The organism is Kitasatospora sp. NPDC059973, from assembly GCF_042737525.1.
Taxonomy (GTDB): Bacteria; Actinomycetota; Actinomycetes; order Streptomycetales; family Streptomycetaceae; genus Kitasatospora.
Window position 1 is genome coordinate 24524 of sequence record NZ_JBHWUI010000064.1, and the last position, 18943, is coordinate 43466.

Here is an 18943-nt window from a genome sequence, read left to right on the forward strand (position 1 = left end):
CCCGGCCCGCCCCGGGACAGCGCGAAGGGCCGGGCGAACCGCCCGGCCCTTCGCGAGGATCAGAACTTGTTCTTCGGGGTGAGGCCGAGGGAGAGGCCGGAGAGGCCGCGCTGGCGGCCGCCGAGCTTGCCCGCGACGGCGCGCAGGGCGGCGCCGGCGGGGGAGTCGGGTGCGGCGAGCACGACCGGGCGGCCGTCGTCGCCGCCCTCGCGCAGCCGGACGTCGATCGGGATCGAGCCGAGCACCGGCACGTTGGCGCCGACGGTCCGGGTGAGCGCGTCCGCGACGATCTGGCCGCCGCCGGTGCCGAACACGTCGATCATCTCGTCGCAGTGCGGGCAGGGCATGCCGGACATGTTCTCGATCACGCCGACGATCTTCTGGTGCGTCTGCACCGCGATGGTGCCGGCCCGCTCGGCCACCTCGGCGGCGGCCATCTGCGGGGTGGTGACGATCAGGATCTCCGCGTTCGGGACCAGCTGCGCGACCGAGATCGCGATGTCGCCGGTGCCGGGCGGCAGGTCCAGCAGCAGGACGTCGAGGTCGCCCCAGTAGACGTCGGCCAGGAACTGCTGGAGCGCGCGGTGCAGCATCGGGCCGCGCCAGACCACCGGGGCGTTGCCGGGGGTGAACATGCCGATCGAGATGACCTTCACGCCGTTCGCCTGCGGCGGCATGATCATGTCCTGGACCTGGGTGGGCCGGCCCTCGACGCCCAGCATGCGCGGCACGCTGTGGCCGTAGATGTCGGCGTCCACCACGGCGACCTTCAGGCCGTCCGCGGCCATCGCGGCCGCGAGGTTCACCGTCACGGAGGACTTGCCGACGCCGCCCTTGCCGGAGGCGACCGCGTAGACCCGGGTCAGCGTGCCCGGCTTGGCGAACGGGATCTCGCGCTCCGGGGCGCCGCCGCGCAGCAGCTGGGAGAGCTCCTTGCGCTGCTCGTCGCTCATCACGTCGAGCTCGACCTCGACGCCGGTGACGCCGGGGACCGCGCCGACCGCGTCACGCACCCGGGTGACGATGGTGTCACGCATCGGGCAGCCGGAGACGGTGAGGTAGACCGCGACGCGGACCTCGCCGCTCTCGGCGATCTCGACCGATTTCACCATGCCGATCTCGGTGATCGGACGGTTGATCTCCGGGTCGTTCACGGTCGCCAGCGCCTGGCGTACGGACTCCTCCGTGACGCCGGCCGCGACCTCTGTCTCGTTGGCCATGCCTTGATGGTACGGCGCCGGGCGTACCGCTTAACCGGTCGGTAGCGTGCTGCCGGTCACAGCATCCCGGAACTCTCCCGGCGTTCGTCGATCTCCTTGAGCAGGGACTGCAGTTCGGAGCGGACCGCGCCCAGCTCCGAGGCGATGAAAGCCCGGGTGGCGACCTCGCCGAGGCCCTGGCGCAGGGCCGCCACCTCCCGGGTCAGGTACTCGGTGTCGGCGATGTTCCGATCGCTGCGGGCGCGGTCCTGCTCCATGTTGACGCGGTCCCGGTCGTCCTGGCGGTTCTGCGCCAGCAGGATCAGCGGCGCCGCGTACGAGGCCTGCAGCGAGAGCATCAGGGTGAGGAAGATGAACGGGTAGTCGTCGAAGTGGACGGCGTCCGGCAGCACCGTGTTCCAGCCCACCCAGACGACCACCACGACGGTCATCCAGACGATGAACCGCCCGGTGCCCAGGAAGCGCGCGATCCGCTCGGAGAGCTTGCCGAAGGCCTCCGGGTCGTACGTCGGCAGGGTGATCAGGCCGGGCCTGGTGGTCCGCGGCTGGTCCAGCCGGGAGCGGGAGGCGACGCCGGTGGAGGGCTCGGCGCGGCGCTCGCGGGCGCCCTCCCGGGCGCGCAGTTCGCGCAGCTGGCGCAGTTGGCGCAGCTCGCCCTGGAGGCGCTGGCGGGGGGTGTCCTCCCGTCGGCCCTTGCGGTCAGCGTCCACCGGTCAGCACCTCTCGCTCGTCGTCCGGTCCGTGCAGGGCGGCCTCGCGCCAGTCCTCTGGCAGCAGGTGGTCGAGCACGTCGTCGACGGTCACCGCGCCGACCAGGTGGTCCGCCTCGTCGACCACCGGCGCGGCGACCATGTTGTACGTCGCCAGGTAGCTGGTGATCAGGGACAGCGGGGTGTCCGGCGGCAGCGGGTCGAGGTCGTCGTCCACCAGCGAGCCGACCAGGGTGTACGGGGGCTCGCGCAGCAGCCGCTGGAAGTGCACGGTGCCCAGGTACTTGCCGGTCGGCGTCTCGTTCGGCGGGCGGCAGACGAAGATCTGCGCGGCCAGCGCCGGCTTGTTGTCCGCGACCCGGACGCGGGCCAGCGCCTCGGCCACCGTGGCGTCCGGCTCCAGCACGATGGGCTCGGTGGTCATCAGACCGCCGGCGGTGTTCTCCTCGTACCGCAGCAGCCGGCGGACCGGCTCGGCCTCGTCCGGTTCCATCAGCTGGAGCAGCCGCTCGGCCTCGTCGCCGGGCAGCTCGGAGAGCAGGTCGGCGGCGTCGTCCGGGTCCATCGCCTCCAGCACGTCGGCGGCGCGCTCGTCCTTCAGCTTGCCGATGATCTCGACCTGGTCGTCCTCGGGCAGCTCCTCCAGGACGTCCGCGAGCCGCTCGTCGTCGAGCGCGGCGGCCACCTCGGCGCGGCGCTTGGCGGAGAGGTGGTGCATGACGTTGGCGAGGTCGGCGGGGCGCAGCTGGTCGAAGGTGGCGAGCAGGTTGGCGGCGCCCTGGCCCTCCTCGGTGAGGCTGAAGCCGGTGACGTCCTGCCAGTCCAGGGTGAGCGACTCGCCCTTGGCCTTGCGCAGCCGGCCGACCCGGCCGACCTGGACGAAGACCTTGCTGATCTCCCACTCGCGCAGCCGGGTCTGCACCATCGCGACGTCCAGGACGGTGACGTCCTGACCGGTCTTGGTCCAGCTGACGGTCCGGTCCAGCAGCTCGCCGAGCACGAGGGTCTCGGACGGGCGCTGTTCGAAGCGGCGCATGTTGATCACGCCGGTGGTGAGCACCTGGCCGGACTCCAGGCTGGTCACCCTGGTCATCGGCAGGAAGATCCGGCGCCGGCCGATCACCTCGACCACCAGACCGAGCACCCGGGGCGGCCGGCCGCCGAGGCGGAGCGTGACCACCACGTCGCGCACCCGGCCGACCTGGTCGCCGTTCGGGTCGAAGACGGCGACGCCGGAGAGGTGCGAGATGAAGACCCGGCTGCCTGCCCCTGCCATGGACTCCCTCGCTCGCTCGGCGCCCCCAGGAGCGCGCGGGCGCGGCCCGCGGCTTGTCGGACCAGCCCCAGGCTACCCGCGCGTCCCGCACCCGGCCCGACGAACCACGGCGCCGATCCGGCCGTCCGGGGAGGGCTGAGCGGTGGCGCGGCGCGGGCTCAGCGCTTGCGGCGCTTGAACAGCAGCTTCGGGAGGCCGGCCGGTACGGGCTCGCGGGTGGTGGCCGAGGTGGGCAGCGGCGCGGTGGCGTGGGACTCGTCGGGCATGGCGCCCGGGTGTTCGGCGAGCAGGTCCCGCCCGGTGCCGGCCGGCTCCAGCCGGAGCACCCGGCACTCGCGGGCCCAGCGGTCGGCGATGGTGTCGGTGTCGGGCGCGTTCAGCCGCTTGCCCTTGAGCTCCTCGACGGCGCCCAGCCAGGCCTCGCCGTGCGGCTCCGGCTCGACCACGCGGGCCGTCCAGCCGGTGAGCCGGCCGCCCTTGTCCTTGCTGCGGACGGTCACCACCGCGCCGGCCCCGGCGGTCAGGCCGTGCAGCGGCTGCTCGGCGCCGTCGCCGACCACGACCACCGCGCCGTCGTGCCAGGCGTGCCAGAGCGGGCGGCTGTGCTCCTGGCCGTCCGCGCGCACCCAGAGCAGGCCGGACTTCTTCGCGGCCTCCTCCAGGAGGGCCCGGTCGAGGAAGTCGTCGGCGGTGGCGGCTGCGGCGGGCGTACGGTCCATGGCGGACAGCGTACGGCCTGAGCTGTCCACGGCGTGTCTCACCGGTCGGGCGACAGTTCCAAGACGGCCGCACGGGCCTTACCTTAGGAGTCGCCCGACTCCCACCCCGAGCCCGAGGAGCACCGTGCCGACCCGGCCCGAGACCGCAGCCCCCGCCACCGCGTCCGGCCCCGCCGCGCCGCCGCAGCCGCTCCCCAGGCTGGACCTGCTGCTGCTCGCCGTCTCGGTCTCCGGCATCTCGCTCTCCGCGCCGCTGATCAGCGCCACCGCCGCGCCCGCCCTGGCGATCGCGTTCTGGCGCAACGTCATGTCGGTCGGCGTGCTGGGTCCGTACGCGCTGCTGCGGCACCGGGCCGAGCTGCGCGGGATCGGCCGCCGGGCCCTGCTGCTGGCGGCGGCGGCCGGCGCGCTGCTCGCCGTGCACTTCGCGCTCTGGATGCCGAGCCTGCGGATGACCTCGGTGGCCTCGGCGACCGCGCTGGTGACCACCACGCCGCTCTGGACCATCCTGCTGATGCGCCTCGGCGGGGTGCGGGCGCCCCGCGCGGTGTGGATCGGCATGACGGTGGCGTTCGCCGGTGTGCTGGTGCTCACCGGGGTCGACCTCACGCTCTCGCCGCGGGCCCTGCTGGGCGACGCGCTGGCGCTGGGCGCGGGCCTCGCCGCGGCCGGCTACATGCTGCTGGGGGCCGAGGTCCGCCGGACCGTCAGCACCACCGCCTACACCCTGGTCTGCTACGCCACCACGGCGGCCGTCCTGCTGGTGGTCTGCCTGGTGGCCGGGACGCCGATGGCCGGCTGGCCGGCCGGCGTCTGGTGGCAGATCGTGCTGCTGATGGTCACCGCCCAGCTGCTCGGCCACTCGCTCAGCAACCGGGTGGTGCGCACCCTCGGTCCGTCCGTCACCTCCACCGCCATCCTGCTGGAGACGCCGGGCGCCGCGCTGATCGCGGCGCTCTGGCTCGGCCAGTGGCCCCCGGTGGCCGCCTACCCGGCGGTGGTGCTGATCCTGCTGGGCCTGGTCCTGGTCGCCCGGGGCGGCCGGCGGTGACGGCCGGCTACAGCCAGCCGTTGCGGCGGAAGCCGCGGTACATCCCGATGCAGATCAGGACGACGCTGCCGAGCACCATCGGGTAGCCGTACTCGTGGTGCAGCTCCGGCATGTAGTCGAAGTTCATGCCGTAGACGCCGGTGATCATGGTGGGCACGGCGAAGATCGCCGCCCAGGCGGTGATCTTGCGCATGTCCTCGTTCTGCGCGACCGACACCTGGGCCAGGTTGGCCTGGAGCAGCGAGTTCAGCAGCTCGTCGAAGCCGTGCACCTGCTCGGTGACCCGCGCGAGGTGATCGGCGACGTCCCGGAAGTACTTCTGGATGTCCGGGTCGACCAGCCGCTGGAGCGGCTCGGAGAGCTGCTGCATGGGCCGCAGCAGCGGCGTCACCGCACGCTTGAACTCCAGGACCTCGCGCTTGAGCTGGTAGACCCGGCCGACGTCGGTGCCCCGGCCGCCCTTGTTGGAGAAGACGTCGAACTCGATCTCGTCGACGTCCGTCTGGAGCCGGTCGGCGACCAGCAGGTAGTTGTCCACCACGTGGTCGGCGATGGCGTGCAGCACCGCGGAGGGACCCTTGGTCAGCAGCCCCGAACCGTCCGCGTCGGCCTCCAGCCGGTGCCGCAGCTCCTGCAGCGAACTGTGCCCGCCGTGCCGGACGGTGATGACGAAGTCCCGCCCGGCGAAGACCATCAGCTCGCCGGTCTCGACCACCTCGCTGGTCGGGGTGAGCTGGTCGTGCTCGACGTAGCGGATCGTCTTGAAGACGGCGAACAGCACGTCGTCGTACCGCTCGACCTTGGGCCGCTGGTGCGCGTGGACGGCGTCCTCGACCGCCAGCGGGTGCAGGCCGAAGCGCTGCGCGATGCCCTCGAACTCGGCCTCGGTCGGCTCGTGCAGCCCGATCCAGCTGAACGAGGCCGCGCCGTCCGGCAGTTGCTGCGAGGCCTTCACCCGGCGGGCCGCCTCGCGCGGGCTGCAGCTCTCGCCGTGCCGCTTGCCGGACTGGTACACCGCGCAGTCCACCACCGCGGAGGCGGACTGGCCCGGGTGGATCGAGTCGAACAGGCCGCTCGCGGAACGGCGGCGGTTGGTGCGGACGGCTGCGCGCAGGCTGTTGATCATCGACATGGCAGGCTCCCTGGGCAGGAGCCGCCGCACGGCGGCACGGTGGCGGATGGCCGTGGTGCGACGGCATGGAACACCGGTGGAATGACGCCTGCGGTCGGTCCTCGGCCTTGCTGGGGCTCGCGCTGGAACGACCGGACGCCGGTGAGGGTGCTCTCCCGGCCGGGGCCGACTTCGCCTGGGTCCGTCTCGAGGAACGCGGCTGCCGATCGGCTACTGGTGCCGCTGTTTCAGCCTGCGAGGCGAGGGGTACGGGGAAGGCGTCCGGGCCGGGTAGAGCTGCCGGTACTGCATGGTCGGCTGGTATCCACCGCAACCACCTCCTTCACGCCGCTGCCCCGGAGAGAGGATCCCCGGTGGCCAGTCGCTCACACTAACATCTGACCGGGCATCGTCGCTGCGACGTTCTCCCGGTGGGCCTGCCGGCTCCGCGGCCGCACCGGTTACGCTCACCGGCATGGCGCACGACTTCCCGCTCTTCGGTGACCCCTCCGGCGGCTCCCACGACCCGGCCGGCCTCTCCCGGGAGGCCGTGCTGGCCGCCGTCGAGGCCCGGCTGCTGACCACCTTCGGCGAGCCGAGCGGCCGCGCCGCGGTCACCTTCCTCGGCGCGGACCGGATCGAGGTGCTGCGCTTCGGCCCGGACGCCGAGGGGCTGGTCCGCTACGCCACGCTCGGGATGGCCGCCGCGCCGATGGCGGACCCGACCGCGCCGGTCGCCGACCAGGTCCGCGGCCCCCGCGCCGAACTGCTGCTGACGATCCGTGGGGCCCGCGACACCGTACTCCGCACCCTGGCCACCTTCGCCGCGACGCCGCAGGTGGAGGGCCTGGTGCTGGCCCCCGGCGGCTCGCTGGACCTCGGCTCTCCGCTCTGGGACGGCGCGCCGTTCACCTCGGTGCTGGCCGCCGAACCGGGCGGTCTGGTGCCCGACCTGGAACTCGACGAGCCGGCCGACCCGGTGCGCTTCCTCCCGTTGCTGCCGATGACGCCCAACGAGGCCGGCTGGAAGCGGGTGCACGGCGCGGCCGCGCTGGAGGAGCGCTGGCTGAAGCACGGCACCGATCTGCGCGACGCCGACCGCCGCGGGGTGCCGCTGGACTGACGCCCGGTCACCGGGGTCCGCAGGGCCCGCCGCCGGGCCGCAGCGGGGGCGCGCGCCCCCGCCGGGCCCGGCGGGGTGCTCCCGCACGCCCGCGCGTCCGGCCGGGCGGGCTCAGCCCTCGATCGGCTTCGCGCCGGTGGCCTGGGCCAGCAGCGCCTCGTAGACGCCGGGGTCGGTGGTGTGCTCGCCGAGCCGGACGCTCTTGCGGGTGCCGTGGTAGTCGCTGGAACCGGTGGTCAGCAGGCCGAGGTCGGCGGCCAGTCCGCGCAGCCGGGCCCTGGTGGGTTCGTCGTGGTCGATGTGGTCGACCTCCAGCGCGGCGAGCCCGGCCGCCGCGAGGTCCGCGATCACCTGGTCGGAGACGGTCCGCCCGCGCTTGACCGCGCCCGGGTGGGCGAAGACCGGCACCCCGCCCGCCGCGCGGACCAGCCGGACGGCCTCGGCCGGATCGGTCTCGTGCTTGCGGACGTCCGCCCGGCCGCCGTTGGCCAGCCATTCCGGGGTGAAGGCGTCGGAGACGGTGGCCACCACCCCCGCCTCGACCAGCGCGCTGGCGATGTGCGGCCGGCCGACCGAGCCGGTGCCGGCGATCCGCTGGACCTGCTCCCAGCTGATGTCGGCGCCCAGCGCGCGGCAGCGCTCGACGACGGCCCGCCCGCGGCGGAACCGGTCGGTGCGCACCAGCTCGCGCTCGCCGGCGAAGGCAGGCTCGGCCGGGTCGAAGAGGTAGGCCAGCAGGTGCAGGCTGATGCCGTCCACCGCGCAGGACAGCTCGGCGCCCGGGACGAGGCTCAGCCGGGTGCCGGAGGGCAGCGCGCGGACCGCCTCGGCGGCCTCGGCGTGGCCGGCCACCGTGTCGTGGTCGGTGAGCGCCACCACGTCCAGGCCCGCGGCGGCGGCCGCCGCGACCAGCTCGGCCGGGCTGTCGGTGCCGTCGGACGCGTTGCTGTGGGCGTGCAGGTCGATGCGCACGGGGTCGGCTCCTGGGGTGGGCGGCGGGTGCCGCCCAGGATAGTGCGGGCGCCCGGCGGGCCGTCAGCCCAGCAGCTGGGGGGAGAGCGCGCCGCAGGGCAGCAGGCCCAGCTCGGCGCCGGCCTCGCGCAGATCCGTGAGGACGAGCTCGTCGTACATCACCAGGGCGGACTGCTCGGGCCAGGCGACCGCCCAGAGCCAGAGGCCGCGGGCCTCGCCGACGAACACCGCGCGATCGGCGGGCGCGTCCGGGACGTGGAACATCGGGGTGGGCCGCCCGGCCGCCATCAGCTTGGCGTCGGCGGGCTTGTAGAGCGAGACGGACTCGCCCGGGTCCGGCCCGGACAGGCCCGCGTACCGGGCGCCGAGCCCCACGCCCAGCTCCTCGGCGACCAGCACCAGCTCTCCGAAGCCGCCCAGCGGCGCCGGCCCGGAGCAGGCGACCGCGGTGGCCCGGGCGCCCGAGACGTCGTCGCCGACGTGCGCGATGCCGGTGTAGAGCCAGCCGACCGGGAGCGGCCAGGGCAGCCAGACGGGCACCTGGGAACGGGCGACGGCCACGCCGAGCGCCTCCACGCTCGGGGGCAGCACGGGCTGCATCGGGTGCACCGCTCCGTGCCGGTCGCACTGCCAGGTGTCTGAGAACAGACCGGGGGCGCGGACCCGACCGGCGCACCTCGGGCAGCTAGGCTCGCCCCTCATAGCCGACAACGCTCCTCCCTCCGGACCGCCGCGTCAAGGACGATCACCCGTACGGAGGGCGCGGCGGTACCTGTCGGTGCGGACACCCGTTGGGCGCCGGGCGGGCGCGCTGCGGGCGGTTCCCGCTAGGGAATGTCCAGCGGCGGGCGGTGGCAAACGTCGGTGCCGCTCCGCGTGGGCCGGGCCGGACGCACTGACGCCCCGTCAACGGCGATCGCGGTGACGGGGCGTCAGTCGGGTATCGGAACGTCGGGATCGGACGCTCCCGGCTCTTCGGCGGCGGGTGAGGGCTCCCGGTCGGAGGCGCCGCGCTGGGTCAGACGGTCGGGCACGGACGGATGAGCAGGCGCTCGCCGGTGCGGGCGGCGGCCTGGACGAGTTCGCGGACGGTCTCGGCGTCGGCGATCACGCGGTCGGTGGCGGTGCCGTGGGCGTCGTCCAGTCGGACGATCTCGAAGCGCATGGGCCTCTCCTTCTCTTGCCCCGTCGGGCGGGGCGGTCGTGGCTGAGTGGGTATCAGCCCTTTCGCGGTCTGTCGGATCGAACGGTCGACGGTCTGCTGAGGCAAAGGGGCTCCCCCTGCTTGCCAAGTGCGTCTGGTACTTCGTGAACCACTGTCTCGTGGTGCTGCTACCGGGCCGTTGCCCGTCCGTAAAGCCCAGGTTTCGGCGGATTGTCGCCAGCGTCGACCCCGACGATGATTCCCGGACAGAATCAAATATTACCGCAACTAACGAATTTTGTCGTGGGACTTCCCTGGGCGGGCGCCGGCGCCCGCCCAGGGAAGGTCCGGGCTCAGCCCCAGAAGGCCAGCAGGGCCTCGGCGGTGGCCTCCGGCCGTTCGGCGTTGGGGGAGTGGCCGGCGTCCTCGATCACCACGCGGCGGGCGCCCAGCCGCTCGGCCATCCGGGTCTGCTCCGGCACCGGCCAGGCGTAGTCCCGGACCCCGGAGAGCACCAGGGCGGGCAGCGCGGCCGCGGTCGCGGCCAGCTCGGCCACCCGGTCGGGCGCGGCGATCAGATGGGCGCCGGTGGTGGCGAGCGCCTGCGGCACGTTGGCCACCCAGCGGCGGTGCAGGAACTCCGCGACCTCGGGGGCGGGGCGGCGGGCCCGGTCGCCGCCGGTCTGCTCCGCCTGCTGCTCCATCTGCTGGAGCACCTGCCAGATCTCCTCCAGGCTCATCGACGGCAGCACGCCGATCAGCAGCTTGGTCCGCTCCGCCTCGGCGGGCTCGATCGAGGCCGGCCCGGTGGACATCAGGGTCAGCGAGCTCCACGGCAGCGGACCGTCGGCGGCCGCCGCCAGGACGGCCTCCCGGGCCACCTGGCCGCCGAAGGAGTGGCCGAGCAGGTGGAGCGGCGCGTCGCCCTCGGCGAGCACCGCGGAGAGCGCCCGGACGTCCGCCCCCAGGGCGTCGACCGCGTAGGCGGCCGGATCGTCGGGGCCGCCGCTCTCGTACTGGCCGCGCTGGTCGACCGCGGTCACCCGGTAGCCGGCCGCGGCGAGCGGCTCCAGGAGCGCGATGAAGTCCTCCTTGCTGCCGGTGAACCCGGGCACGAGCAGGGCCGTCCCGCGGACCGCGCCGGCCGGCTCCGCCCGCAGCGCGGCGAACTCCCCGCGCGCCGTCGGCACCCGCAGGGCGCGCGCGCAGCGGGGGAGGATGAGGAACGGCGGCGTGCTCATGGGCGATCTCCTGCGTGCGCGGGTGCGGTGCGGCGGGGCGACTGGCGCCGGTGACGCCGAGCGTAGCCGGGTGGAAACGCCGCAGGGGGCGACGCCGCCCGGTGGCCGGACGGGGTCGCCCCCTGCGCGTGGTGCGTGACCGGATCAGCTCTCCGGGGCCGCCTCGGGGGCCGCAACCGCCGGGCGGCGGGTGCGGGCCCGACGACGCGGGGCCGCGGCCTCGGCCGGGGCGTCCGCGCCGGCCTCGGGGGCCGCGGCGGCCTCGGCGACCGGCTCGGCCGTCGCCTTGGCCCGCGAGCGGGTCCGCTTCACGGCCGGCTTCCCCTCGGACTTCTCCGCGGTCTGCACGGCGGCGGCCGGAGCGGCGGCCTCGGTGACCGCGGCGGGCGCCTCGGTCACCGCGTCGACGGCGGTCTCGCCGGCGGCGGCGCGGGGACGGCGACGGCGGCGGCGCGGGGCCGCGCCCTCGCCCTCGGCACCCTCGACGGCCGGAGCCGCCGGGGCGTCGACCGCGGCGACGGCCTCGGTGGTCGCGTCGAGCACGGCGTCACCCTCGACCGTGGAACCACCGCGGGTGCGACGGCGCTCGCGGGCCCGGCGGGCGGGCTTCTCCTCGGCCGCCTCGGCGACGGGGGCGGCGCCCCGGCCGCCACCGGTCCGGCCGCCCTTGAGGGCGCGACCGGGCGCCGAGCGGGCCCCGCGACCGCCGGTCTCGCCGAGGTCCTCGACCTCCTCAGCGCCCAGCCCGGCCCGGGTCCGCTCGGAACGCGGCAGCACACCGGTGGTGCCCTTGGCGATCTTCAGCAGCTCGAACAGGTGCGGCGAGGTGGAGTAGGTCTCCTCCGGCGCGTTGAACGACAGGTCCAGCGCCTTGTTGATCAGCTGCCAGCGCGGGATGTCGTCCCAGTCGACCAGGGTGACGGCGGTGCCGGAGGCGCCGGCGCGGCCGGTCCGGCCGATCCGGTGCAGGTAGGTCTTCTCGTCCTCGGGGCACTGGTAGTTGACGACGTGCGTCACGCCCTCGACGTCGATGCCGCGGGCCGCGACGTCGGTGCAGACCAGGACGTCGACCTTGCCGTTGCGGAAGGCCCGCAGGGCCTGCTCGCGGGCGCCCTGGCCGAGGTCGCCGTGGACGGCGCCGGCCGCGAAGCCGCGCTGGGTCAGCTGGTCCGCGACGTCGGCCGCAGTGCGCTTGGTGCGGCAGAAGATCATCGCCAGCCCGCGGCCGTCGGCCTGCAGGATGCGCGAGACGAGCTCGACCTTGTCCAGCGAGTGCGCACGGAAGATGTGCTGCTCGGTGTTGGCCACGGTGGTGCCCGTGTCGTCCGGCGCGGCGGCGCGGATGTGGGTCGGCTGGTTCATGTACCGGCGGGCGAGGCTGATGACCTGGCCCGGCATGGTGGCCGAGAACAGCAGCGTCTGCCGCTTGGCCGGCAGCATGGTCAGGATCTTCTCGACGTCGGGCAGGAAGCCCAGGTCGAGCATCTCGTCGGCCTCGTCCAGGACGAGCGAGCGGACCCGCGAGAGGTCCAGCTTCTTCTGCCCGGCCAGGTCCAGCAGGCGGCCCGGGGTGCCGACCACGATGTCGACGCCCTTCTTGAGCGCCTCGACCTGCGGCTCGTAGGCCCGGCCGCCGTAGACGGCGAGCACGCGCACGTTGCGGACCTTGCCGGCGGTCTGCAGGTCGTTGGTGACCTGGGTGCAGAGCTCGCGGGTCGGGACGACGATCAGCGCCTGCGGGGCCTCGTGGAGCTGCTCCTCGGTGCCCCGGCCGGCGTCGACGTCGGCCCGGACGACGACCCGCTCGATCAGCGGGAGGCCGAAACCGAGGGTCTTGCCGGTGCCGGTCTTGGCCTGGCCGATGACGTCGTGGCCGGTCAGCGCGACCGGGAGGGTCATCTCCTGGATGGGGAAGGGGTGGATGATGCCGACGGCCTCCAGGGCCTCGGCGGTCTCCGGGAGGATCCCCAGGTCCCGGAAGGTGGTCTTGATGGGTTCAGCGTTGGTGGACAGGGTGCTGCCTCTTCCGTGTGGAGGGGCCGAGAACGAGCGGCGGGCGGGCAGCCGCGCTGCTGCGTACGGGCCTGGACGGCCCTGGTACAGCTGCGTGGACGCACAACCGCGCCGGTCCCTGCGGCCGGCCGGTCCGCGGGGCCCGGTGAGGGGCGCGGTCACGGCGGCGTCGGGGAGGATTCCCTTGAGGGACCTGCGCGGGACCTTGCGCCGTGCGGCGCGGTCTCGGCGGCCCTCGCTCGGCCACTGATGCGGTGCCAAGGCTTGAAGTCCAAGCCATGGTCGGAGCCGATCGGCTCTCCGACCGGGCATCCGCGTACGTGAGTGCCCGGCTTCCGGTGCGGGCACGTCCTGCCGGACGGTGCCGCTACGAAGCGGGCTTGCCCGGCGCACCGAGACGGCGGTGACACCGTGCGAGCACTACGGACCTCGCTACCACCATACAGTCACGCGACGACTCGAACACGTGACGCGTCTGACATCGCCCGCGCCGTACCGTCGCGCCGGCTCCGCGCCGGGCTCCCCGCGCACCGGTCGCGGAGCGGGTGCCGGGGGCCACCGCGCGTGTGCGGGGGGCCGCGCCGGACTAAGGTGGCAGGTCATGGAGACCCATGGTGAGACGCAGGACGACACGGCCGGCTCGATCGGGGACTGGGCGAGCTGCTCGGCCGATCCGGGCTACCGGGCGGCCGTGCTGGACCTGCTCGGCGCCCTCGCGTACGGCGAGCTGAGCGCCTTCGAGCGGCTCGCCGAGGACGCCAAGCTCGCGCCGGGCCTCGCCGACAAGGCCGAGCTGGCCCGGATGGCCTCCGCCGAGTTCCAGCACTACCAGCGGCTGCACGACCGGCTCGCGGAGGTCGGCGCGGACCCGCAGGAGGCGATGCGGCCGTTCGTCGAGCCGCTGGAGCTGTTCCACCGGATGACGGCACCCTCGGACTGGCTGGAGGGCCTGGTCAAGGCCTACGTCGGCGACGCGATCGCGACGGACTTCTACCGCGAGGTGGCCGTGCGGCTCGACGACGACACCCGGGACCTGGTCCTCGGCGTGATGTCGGACACCGGGCACGCCCAGTTCGCGGTCGACAAGGTTCGGCAGGCCATCGAGGCCGACCCGCGCTCGGGCGGCCGGTTGGCGCTCTGGGGCCGGCGGCTGATGGGCGAGGCGCTGAGCCAGGCCCAGCGGGTGGTCGCCGAGCGCGACGCGCTCTCCAACCTGCTGGTCGGCGGCGTCCAGGTGCAGGGCTTCGACCTGGTCGAGGTCGGCAAGATGTTCAACCGGATCACCGAGGCGCACACCAAGCGGATGGCCGCGCTGGGGCTCGCCTCCTGAGCTGCCCGGCCGGGCCGGCGGGGCTCAGGCGTGCCGCTGCCGGCGGTGCGCGCCCGCCCGGTGCGGGCGGTGCCGGTGGGCGGGCTGGCGCCCGGCCGCGAGGTCGGGCCGGGCCAGCACCGAGGTGAGCAGTGCCGAGGCGACCGCCGCGATGCCGATGCTGGCCGCCGGGACCCGGCCGTCCAGCGTGAAGTGCGTGATCACCCCGCTGAGCAGGGCCGACACCAGCGCCGTCCCGAGCGTCAGCCCCCGGCCGGCCGGGAAGTACGCCGGCAGGGCCAGCAGCGCGGTGGCCCCGACGATCAGGCCGACGAGGGCGAAGGCGATCGACTCGACCAGCAAGGGTGCCTCCCCGGTGCGGTGGGCGGCTCCGGACGGCCGCACTTGTCGCCGTACCCCGGTCCACCCGGCCGTACACGCAGTGGTGCCCCGTTCCCCGGGCGGGGAACGGGGCACCACGAAGCAGCTCAGAGCGTGCCGAACCCGACCTTGCGGGCGGCCTGCTCGCCGATCTCCACGTACGCCAGGCGCTCGGCCGGGACGATGACGCGGCGGCCGTGCTCGTCGGTCAGCGCGAAGAGCTTCGAGGGGCCCTCCAGCGCCTTGGCGATCGCGCTCTCGACCTCATCGGCGGTCTGCGAGCTCTCGATCACGATCTCGCGCGGCGCGTTCTGCACGCCGATCTTGACCTCCACGACTTCCGTCCCTCCGGGTTGCAGCCAGCCACGCGCGGTCACCGGACCGCCTGGGACAAGCGTTCGTGGTGATCGCGCCGTACGGCTTCACCATAGAGCACCGGATCAGTGCCCTGGCGAAGGTCGGCGGATCACTGGTCGGCGGCCTGCGCCTCGGCGGCCTCGGCGGCGGGGTGCATCGGGAAGCCCTTCAGGCCGCGCCAGGCCAGGCTGGCGACCAGCCGGACGGCTTCGTCGCGGGGGATCTCCAGGCCCTGGGAGAGCCAGTAGCGGGCGGTGATCTGGGCCAGGCCGCAGACGCCGGCGGCGAGCAGCTTGGACTCGGCCTCGGGGAGGTCGGTGTCCTCCTGGATGACCTTGCTGACCAGGGTCGCGCTGGCGTCCGAGGCCCGCTCCACCCGCTCGCGGACGGCCGGCTCGTTGGTCAGGTCCGACTCGAAGACCAGCCGGAAGGCACCGGACTCGCTGGAGACGTAGTTGAAGTACGCCTCCATCGTCGCGGCCACCCGGTGCTTGTTGTCGGTGGTCGCCGCGAGCGCCTCGCGGGTCGAGTCGACCAGGGCGTCGCAGTGCTTGTCCAGCAGCGCCAGGTAGAGCTCCAGCTTCCCGGGGAAGTGCTGGTACAGCACCGGCTTGCTGACGCCGGCGCGGTCGGCGATGTCGTCCATGGCGGCCGCGTGGTAGCCCTGCGCGACAAACACCTCCTGGGCGGCACCGAGCAGTTGTTCACGGCGGGCGCTTCGCGGCAGGCGGGCACCGCGCGGGCGCTCCTGCGCCTCCTGGATGGCCGTCACGGCGCTCCTCACTTCACGGGTTGTTCGGGGCTGGCAAGATGACCGATTCTACTTTTCGGTAACCGCGTTCGCGCTTGGCGAGCGTGAGAAAAGCACCGAGCCCCCTTGTCAGGAGCCCACAATACGGCGCTGACCACCGGCGACGGCAGTGGTGCGACAAGAGCTGGGACGGCCCCGGTGCACCCGCGGCTCACTACCATCGTCCACCATGAGCGGCGCCGAGCAGCGGGTACGTACGGAGGCGGGGGATCCCGCGGGGGTCCGGACGGTCGGAACCGCCGGTGCGGAACTGGCGGTGCACCGGGCCGGCGGCGAGGCCGCCGGCGGCCGGGAGCAGGCACTCTTCGTGCACGGACTCGGTGGCTCGGCGGCCAACTGGACGGCGTTGATGGAGCGGCTGGCAGGCCTCGTCGACGGGGAGGCGGTGGACCTGCCCGGCTTCGGGCACTCGGCGCCGCCGGCCGACGGGGACCTCTCCGTGTCCGGACACGTGCGCGCGGTGACCGGCTACCTGGAGGCGACCGGCCGCGGCCCGGTGCACCTCTTCGGGAACTCGCTCGGCGGCGCCGTCGCCGTCCGCCTCGCCGCGCTCCGGCCCGACCTGGTGCGCAGCCTGACGCTGATCTCGCCCGCGCTGCCCGAGCTGCCGCCGCAGCGCACCGCCTGGCCGACCGGGCTGCTCGCGGTGCCCGGCCTGCCCGCCCTGCTGGGCCGGCTGCCGTCGAACGGCCGCAGCCCGGAGGACGCCACCGAGGGCCTGCTGCGGCTGGTTTACGGGGATCCGCGGAGCCTCTCGCCGGCGGCCCGGGCCGAGGCGGTCGCCGAGTACCGGCGGCGGACCGCGGTGCCGCACGCGATGCGGGCGCTGACCGGCTCGGCCCGCGGGATCGTCTCGGCGTACGCCGAGCGGGGCGAGCAGGCGCTCTGGCGGCAGGCGGAGCGGGTCACGGCGCCCACGCTGCTGGTGTACGGCCTGCGCGACAAGCTGGTCTCGTACCGCTCGGCGCGACGGGCCTGCGCGGCGTTCGGGGACGCCCGGCTGCTGGTGCTGCCGGACTCCGGGCACGTGGCGATGATGGAGCACCCGGAGCGGGTGGCCCGGGCGGTGCGGGAGCTGCTGGCGCGGGGCTGAGCGGGGGCGCGGAGCCGCCGGCGCGGGGCCGGGCGGGGCGCGGAACGGGCCCGGCGGGGGCGTGGGACGGACGGGCGGTAACGCCCGGCTCCGGGGCGAGGTCACGCCGGTTCACTCGTTCAGGTGGCAACCAGGCATGTGACCGATGGAGGGCCGGGGCCCGGTCCTACCTTTCTGCTGTCGGACCGAACAGGTGTGGGGGAGTGGCGGCCGCCGGAGGAGCCGGAGGGCGGACGCACGCAGGGAGCCGGTGGTGCGACCGCCGGCCCGGGCCGCGGTGCTTCCGGCCGACCGGACTCCTCCGCCCGGGCCGCACCCGTGCCCGCACGGGGCGCCCGGGTGCCGATCGAGCCGCTCCAGCCATCCGTCGTCCCGTTCTGTTCTGGAGGTCTCCCGTGCGCGTTGCACTGCTCACCGAGGGTGCCCGTCCGCACCCCGGACACGGCGTCGGCGGCTGGTGCGCCCGGCTGGTGGAGGGTCTCGCCGAGCACGACTTCGAGCTGTTCGTCCTGGCCGGCGCGGCCGGTTCGGGCATCGCCGAGAGCCCGCTGGGGCGCTGGCTGGGGGTGCACGAGCTGGCGCTGTGGGGGCGCCGCCCGGCCGGCCGGCTGCCCGGCGCGCTGCGCGGACGCCAGTACGCCCGGGCGTACGAGGAGCTGGTCCGGGCCCTGGTGATGCCGGGCGAGCGGGCCTCCTTCGGGGCGGGGCTGTACCGGCTGGCGGCGCTCGCCCGGGAGGACGGCGGCCTGTCCGCGTTCCTGGCCTCCGCCGCCGCCCGGCGCACCCTGGAGCGGGTTTGGCGCTCGCCCGGCGCCGACACCACGGCCGGGCAGCCGCTGGTCCGTGACGTGCTGGTCGCGGCGGACCTGCTGGAGCAGTGCCTGCGCCCGCTCTCGGCCCCCTGGTACGGCGCCGGGCCGGGCGGCCTCGGCTCGGCCGACCTCTGCCACGTGGTCGGCGGCGGTCCGGCGGCGCTGCCGGCGCTGGTGGCCAAGCGGCTGCACGGGGTGCCGTTCGTGGTCACCGAGCACGGGCTGCACCTGCGCGAGCAGTACCTCGGCTACCGCGAGGCGCCCTACCGCTGGCCGGTCCGGGCCCTGCTGCTCTCCTTCTTCCGCTCGCTCACCGAGGAGACGTACCGGCAGGCCGCGATACTGACCCCCGGCAGCGCCCACGACCAGCGGTGGCAGCGCCGCTGCGGCGCCGACCCGGCGCGGACCAGGGTGGTCCACGAGGGCACCCCGGCGGTGGCCCGGGCCGCGGCCGGGCCGGAGCCGGCCGCGCCGACGCTGGCCTGGGCGGGCGCGCTGGAGCCGGGCCGGGACACCGAGCTGATGCTGCACGCCTTCGCGCGGGTCCGCGCCGAGCTGCCCGCGGCCCGGCTGGTGGTCCACGGCGAGGAGGCCGTCCCGGGCTACCGGGCGCACTGCGAGGCGGTGGCCGACCGGCTGGGGGTGGCCGGGGCGGTGGAGTTCGCCGGGCGGCCCGACCCGGTGGCGGCGGCCTGGGAGAGCGGCACGGTGGTGGTCTTCTCGGCGCTCTCGCAGCGCGGCCCCCGGCTGCTGGCCGACGCGATGCTGAGCGGCCGGGCGGTGGTCTCGACGGACGTCGGGGTGGCCCGGGAGGTGGTGGGCCCGACCGGACTGCTCGTCCCGCCGCGCGACCCGCGGGCACTGGCGGGCGCCTGTCTGGCCCTGCTGCGCGACCCGGAGCGGCGGGCCCGGCTGGGGCTGGCGGGCCGGTTGCGGGCGCAGGAACGCTTCGCCGTGGAACCGGTGGTCGGCGCGTTCCGGGAGATCTACCTGGAGCTGGTCTCGCAGTGGCCGGCCTTCCCGGCGGCCCGGTCCGGTGGTGCGGCCGCCGAGCGGCCCCGTCCGTTCGCCCGGCCCGCCGAGTACTGGCTGGCCGACCGCCGGGACGGCGCCGGCACCGGGCAGCCGGTCGGCGAGGGGCAGGGCGAGGGCGCGGGCGAGGCGTCCGAGCGGCCCGGCGCACTCGCGGAGGCCCTCTGATGGCCGGCGGCGCGCCGGTCGCCGGGAGCGGCCCGGCCACGGGGCCCGGAGTCTTCGGCGATCCGGTGCGGGAGGTGATGGCGGAGCACCGGGAGCTCTGCGAGCGGGCCGTCGATCCGCTGGAGATCGCCGCCGGGCTGGAGGAGGCGGGCTGCGGGCCGGAGACGGCCGCGCGCTGCCGGCACGCCGATCTGTTCTCGCTCGCCGACGAGCTGTACGCCCGGGTGCCGCGCCGTCCGCCGCCGGACCCGGCGGCGGCGGACGGCCACCGGCCGCGCCGGTGGGGTGCGGCGCTCCGGGCGGCGGCGCTGGCCGTGCCACCGGTCGGGGCGGCCGTCGGGGCGGCCGGGCGGTGGCCGGTGCTGCTGCCGGCCGCCGCCGTGCTCGCGCTGGGGTCGGC

General features: G+C 75.0%; 18 protein-coding genes and 1 pseudogene. 6 read left to right on the forward strand and 13 right to left on the reverse strand.

Annotated elements, in window-relative coordinates; translation table 11 throughout:
* Positions 1 to 59: 59 nt before the first annotated feature.
* The 4 genes from ACFWA9_RS19090 to ACFWA9_RS19105 form a co-directional block, all read right to left on the reverse strand.
* On the reverse strand, positions 60 to 1220 hold the full coding sequence (locus tag ACFWA9_RS19090; RefSeq protein WP_329489475.1) for an Mrp/NBP35 family ATP-binding protein: 1161 nt from the start codon (positions 1218 to 1220) through the stop codon (positions 60 to 62).
* Positions 1221 to 1276: 56 nt separating this feature from the next.
* Complete coding sequence (locus ACFWA9_RS19095; RefSeq protein ID WP_380388407.1) at positions 1277 to 1870, reverse strand: DUF1003 domain-containing protein; 594 nt, start codon at positions 1868 to 1870, stop codon at positions 1277 to 1279.
* A 49-nt stretch (positions 1871 to 1919) separates the two neighbouring features.
* Positions 1920 to 3206, reverse strand: a complete 1287-nt coding sequence (locus ACFWA9_RS19100; protein WP_352295863.1) for a magnesium transporter MgtE N-terminal domain-containing protein — start codon at positions 3204 to 3206, stop codon at positions 1920 to 1922.
* A gap of 158 nt (positions 3207 to 3364) precedes the next feature.
* Positions 3365 to 3925: a hypothetical protein gene (locus ACFWA9_RS19105; RefSeq protein WP_352295860.1), complete on the reverse strand. Its 561-nt coding sequence runs from the start codon at positions 3923 to 3925 to the stop codon at positions 3365 to 3367.
* A gap of 124 nt (positions 3926 to 4049) precedes the next feature.
* Here ACFWA9_RS19105 and ACFWA9_RS19110 point away from each other — a divergent pair, with 124 nt between their 5' ends.
* The gene (locus ACFWA9_RS19110; RefSeq protein WP_380388392.1) at positions 4050 to 4976 is read left to right on the forward strand and encodes a DMT family transporter; all 927 of its coding nucleotides are present in this window, start codon (positions 4050 to 4052) and stop codon (positions 4974 to 4976) included.
* Between the two features lie 7 nt (positions 4977 to 4983).
* Here ACFWA9_RS19110 and corA read toward each other — a convergent pair whose 3' ends face one another.
* A complete protein-coding gene (gene corA / locus ACFWA9_RS19115) occupies positions 4984 to 6108 on the reverse strand; it encodes a magnesium/cobalt transporter CorA (protein ID WP_352295858.1) in 1125 nt (374 codons plus the stop codon).
* Positions 6109 to 6562: 454 nt separating this feature from the next.
* Between corA and ACFWA9_RS19120 the strand changes: the two genes are divergently transcribed.
* A complete protein-coding gene (locus tag ACFWA9_RS19120; RefSeq protein WP_329489479.1) occupies positions 6563 to 7210 on the forward strand; it encodes a suppressor of fused domain protein in 648 nt (215 codons plus the stop codon).
* A gap of 111 nt (positions 7211 to 7321) precedes the next feature.
* Here the strand turns inward: ACFWA9_RS19120 and ACFWA9_RS19125 are convergent, their stop codons facing one another.
* The 5 genes from ACFWA9_RS19125 to ACFWA9_RS19145 all read right to left on the reverse strand — a co-directional run bounded on the left by ACFWA9_RS19125 (position 7322) and on the right by ACFWA9_RS19145 (position 12841).
* Positions 7322 to 8182: a PHP domain-containing protein gene (locus ACFWA9_RS19125; protein WP_352295855.1), complete on the reverse strand. Its 861-nt coding sequence runs from the start codon at positions 8180 to 8182 to the stop codon at positions 7322 to 7324.
* A 63-nt stretch (positions 8183 to 8245) separates the two neighbouring features.
* Entirely contained in the window at positions 8246 to 8884 is a 639-nt protein-coding gene (locus ACFWA9_RS19130) for a DUF6758 family protein (protein WP_329489481.1), read from the reverse strand.
* A 316-nt stretch (positions 8885 to 9200) separates the two neighbouring features.
* The gene (locus ACFWA9_RS19135; protein ID WP_329489482.1) at positions 9201 to 9347 is read right to left on the reverse strand and encodes a hypothetical protein; all 147 of its coding nucleotides are present in this window, start codon (positions 9345 to 9347) and stop codon (positions 9201 to 9203) included.
* 332 nt (positions 9348 to 9679) lie between these two features.
* The gene (locus ACFWA9_RS19140) at positions 9680 to 10567 is read right to left on the reverse strand and encodes an alpha/beta fold hydrolase (RefSeq protein ID WP_380388396.1); all 888 of its coding nucleotides are present in this window, start codon (positions 10565 to 10567) and stop codon (positions 9680 to 9682) included.
* 144 nt (positions 10568 to 10711) lie between these two features.
* Complete coding sequence (locus tag ACFWA9_RS19145) at positions 10712 to 12841, reverse strand: DEAD/DEAH box helicase (RefSeq protein WP_380388398.1); 2130 nt, start codon at positions 12839 to 12841, stop codon at positions 10712 to 10714.
* Between the two features lie 340 nt (positions 12842 to 13181).
* Between ACFWA9_RS19145 and ACFWA9_RS19150 the strand changes: the two genes are divergently transcribed.
* A complete protein-coding gene (locus tag ACFWA9_RS19150; protein WP_329489484.1) occupies positions 13182 to 13910 on the forward strand; it encodes a ferritin-like fold-containing protein in 729 nt (242 codons plus the stop codon).
* Positions 13911 to 13934: 24 nt separating this feature from the next.
* Here the strand turns inward: ACFWA9_RS19150 and ACFWA9_RS19155 are convergent, their stop codons facing one another.
* The 3 genes from ACFWA9_RS19155 to ACFWA9_RS19165 all read right to left on the reverse strand — a co-directional run bounded on the left by ACFWA9_RS19155 (position 13935) and on the right by ACFWA9_RS19165 (position 15399).
* Positions 13935 to 14252 (reverse strand): hypothetical protein, encoded by a 318-nt coding sequence (locus tag ACFWA9_RS19155; protein WP_329489485.1) that lies wholly within the window; start codon positions 14250 to 14252, stop codon positions 13935 to 13937.
* 125 nt (positions 14253 to 14377) lie between these two features.
* Complete coding sequence (locus ACFWA9_RS19160) at positions 14378 to 14605, reverse strand: DUF3107 domain-containing protein (protein WP_329489486.1); 228 nt, start codon at positions 14603 to 14605, stop codon at positions 14378 to 14380.
* A 131-nt stretch (positions 14606 to 14736) separates the two neighbouring features.
* Positions 14737 to 15399, reverse strand: coding sequence for a TetR/AcrR family transcriptional regulator (locus ACFWA9_RS19165; RefSeq protein ID WP_329489487.1), 663 nt, complete (start codon positions 15397 to 15399; stop codon positions 14737 to 14739).
* Positions 15400 to 15607: 208 nt separating this feature from the next.
* Here ACFWA9_RS19165 and ACFWA9_RS19170 point away from each other — a divergent pair, with 208 nt between their 5' ends.
* The 3 genes and pseudogenes from ACFWA9_RS19170 to ACFWA9_RS19180 form a co-directional block, all read left to right on the forward strand.
* Positions 15608 to 16531, forward strand: a complete 924-nt coding sequence (locus tag ACFWA9_RS19170) for an alpha/beta fold hydrolase (RefSeq protein WP_380388401.1) — start codon at positions 15608 to 15610, stop codon at positions 16529 to 16531.
* Positions 16532 to 16926: 395 nt separating this feature from the next.
* Positions 16927 to 18543 carry a DUF3492 domain-containing protein gene (locus tag ACFWA9_RS19175; protein ID WP_380388402.1) on the forward strand — a complete coding sequence of 539 codons (1617 nt, stop codon included), beginning with the start codon at positions 16927 to 16929 and terminating at the stop codon, positions 18541 to 18543.
* A pseudogene (locus tag ACFWA9_RS19180) lies at positions 18543 to 18943 on the forward strand (hypothetical protein); the annotation flags it as partial. The gene ACFWA9_RS19175 and the pseudogene ACFWA9_RS19180, both read left to right, overlap by 1 nt.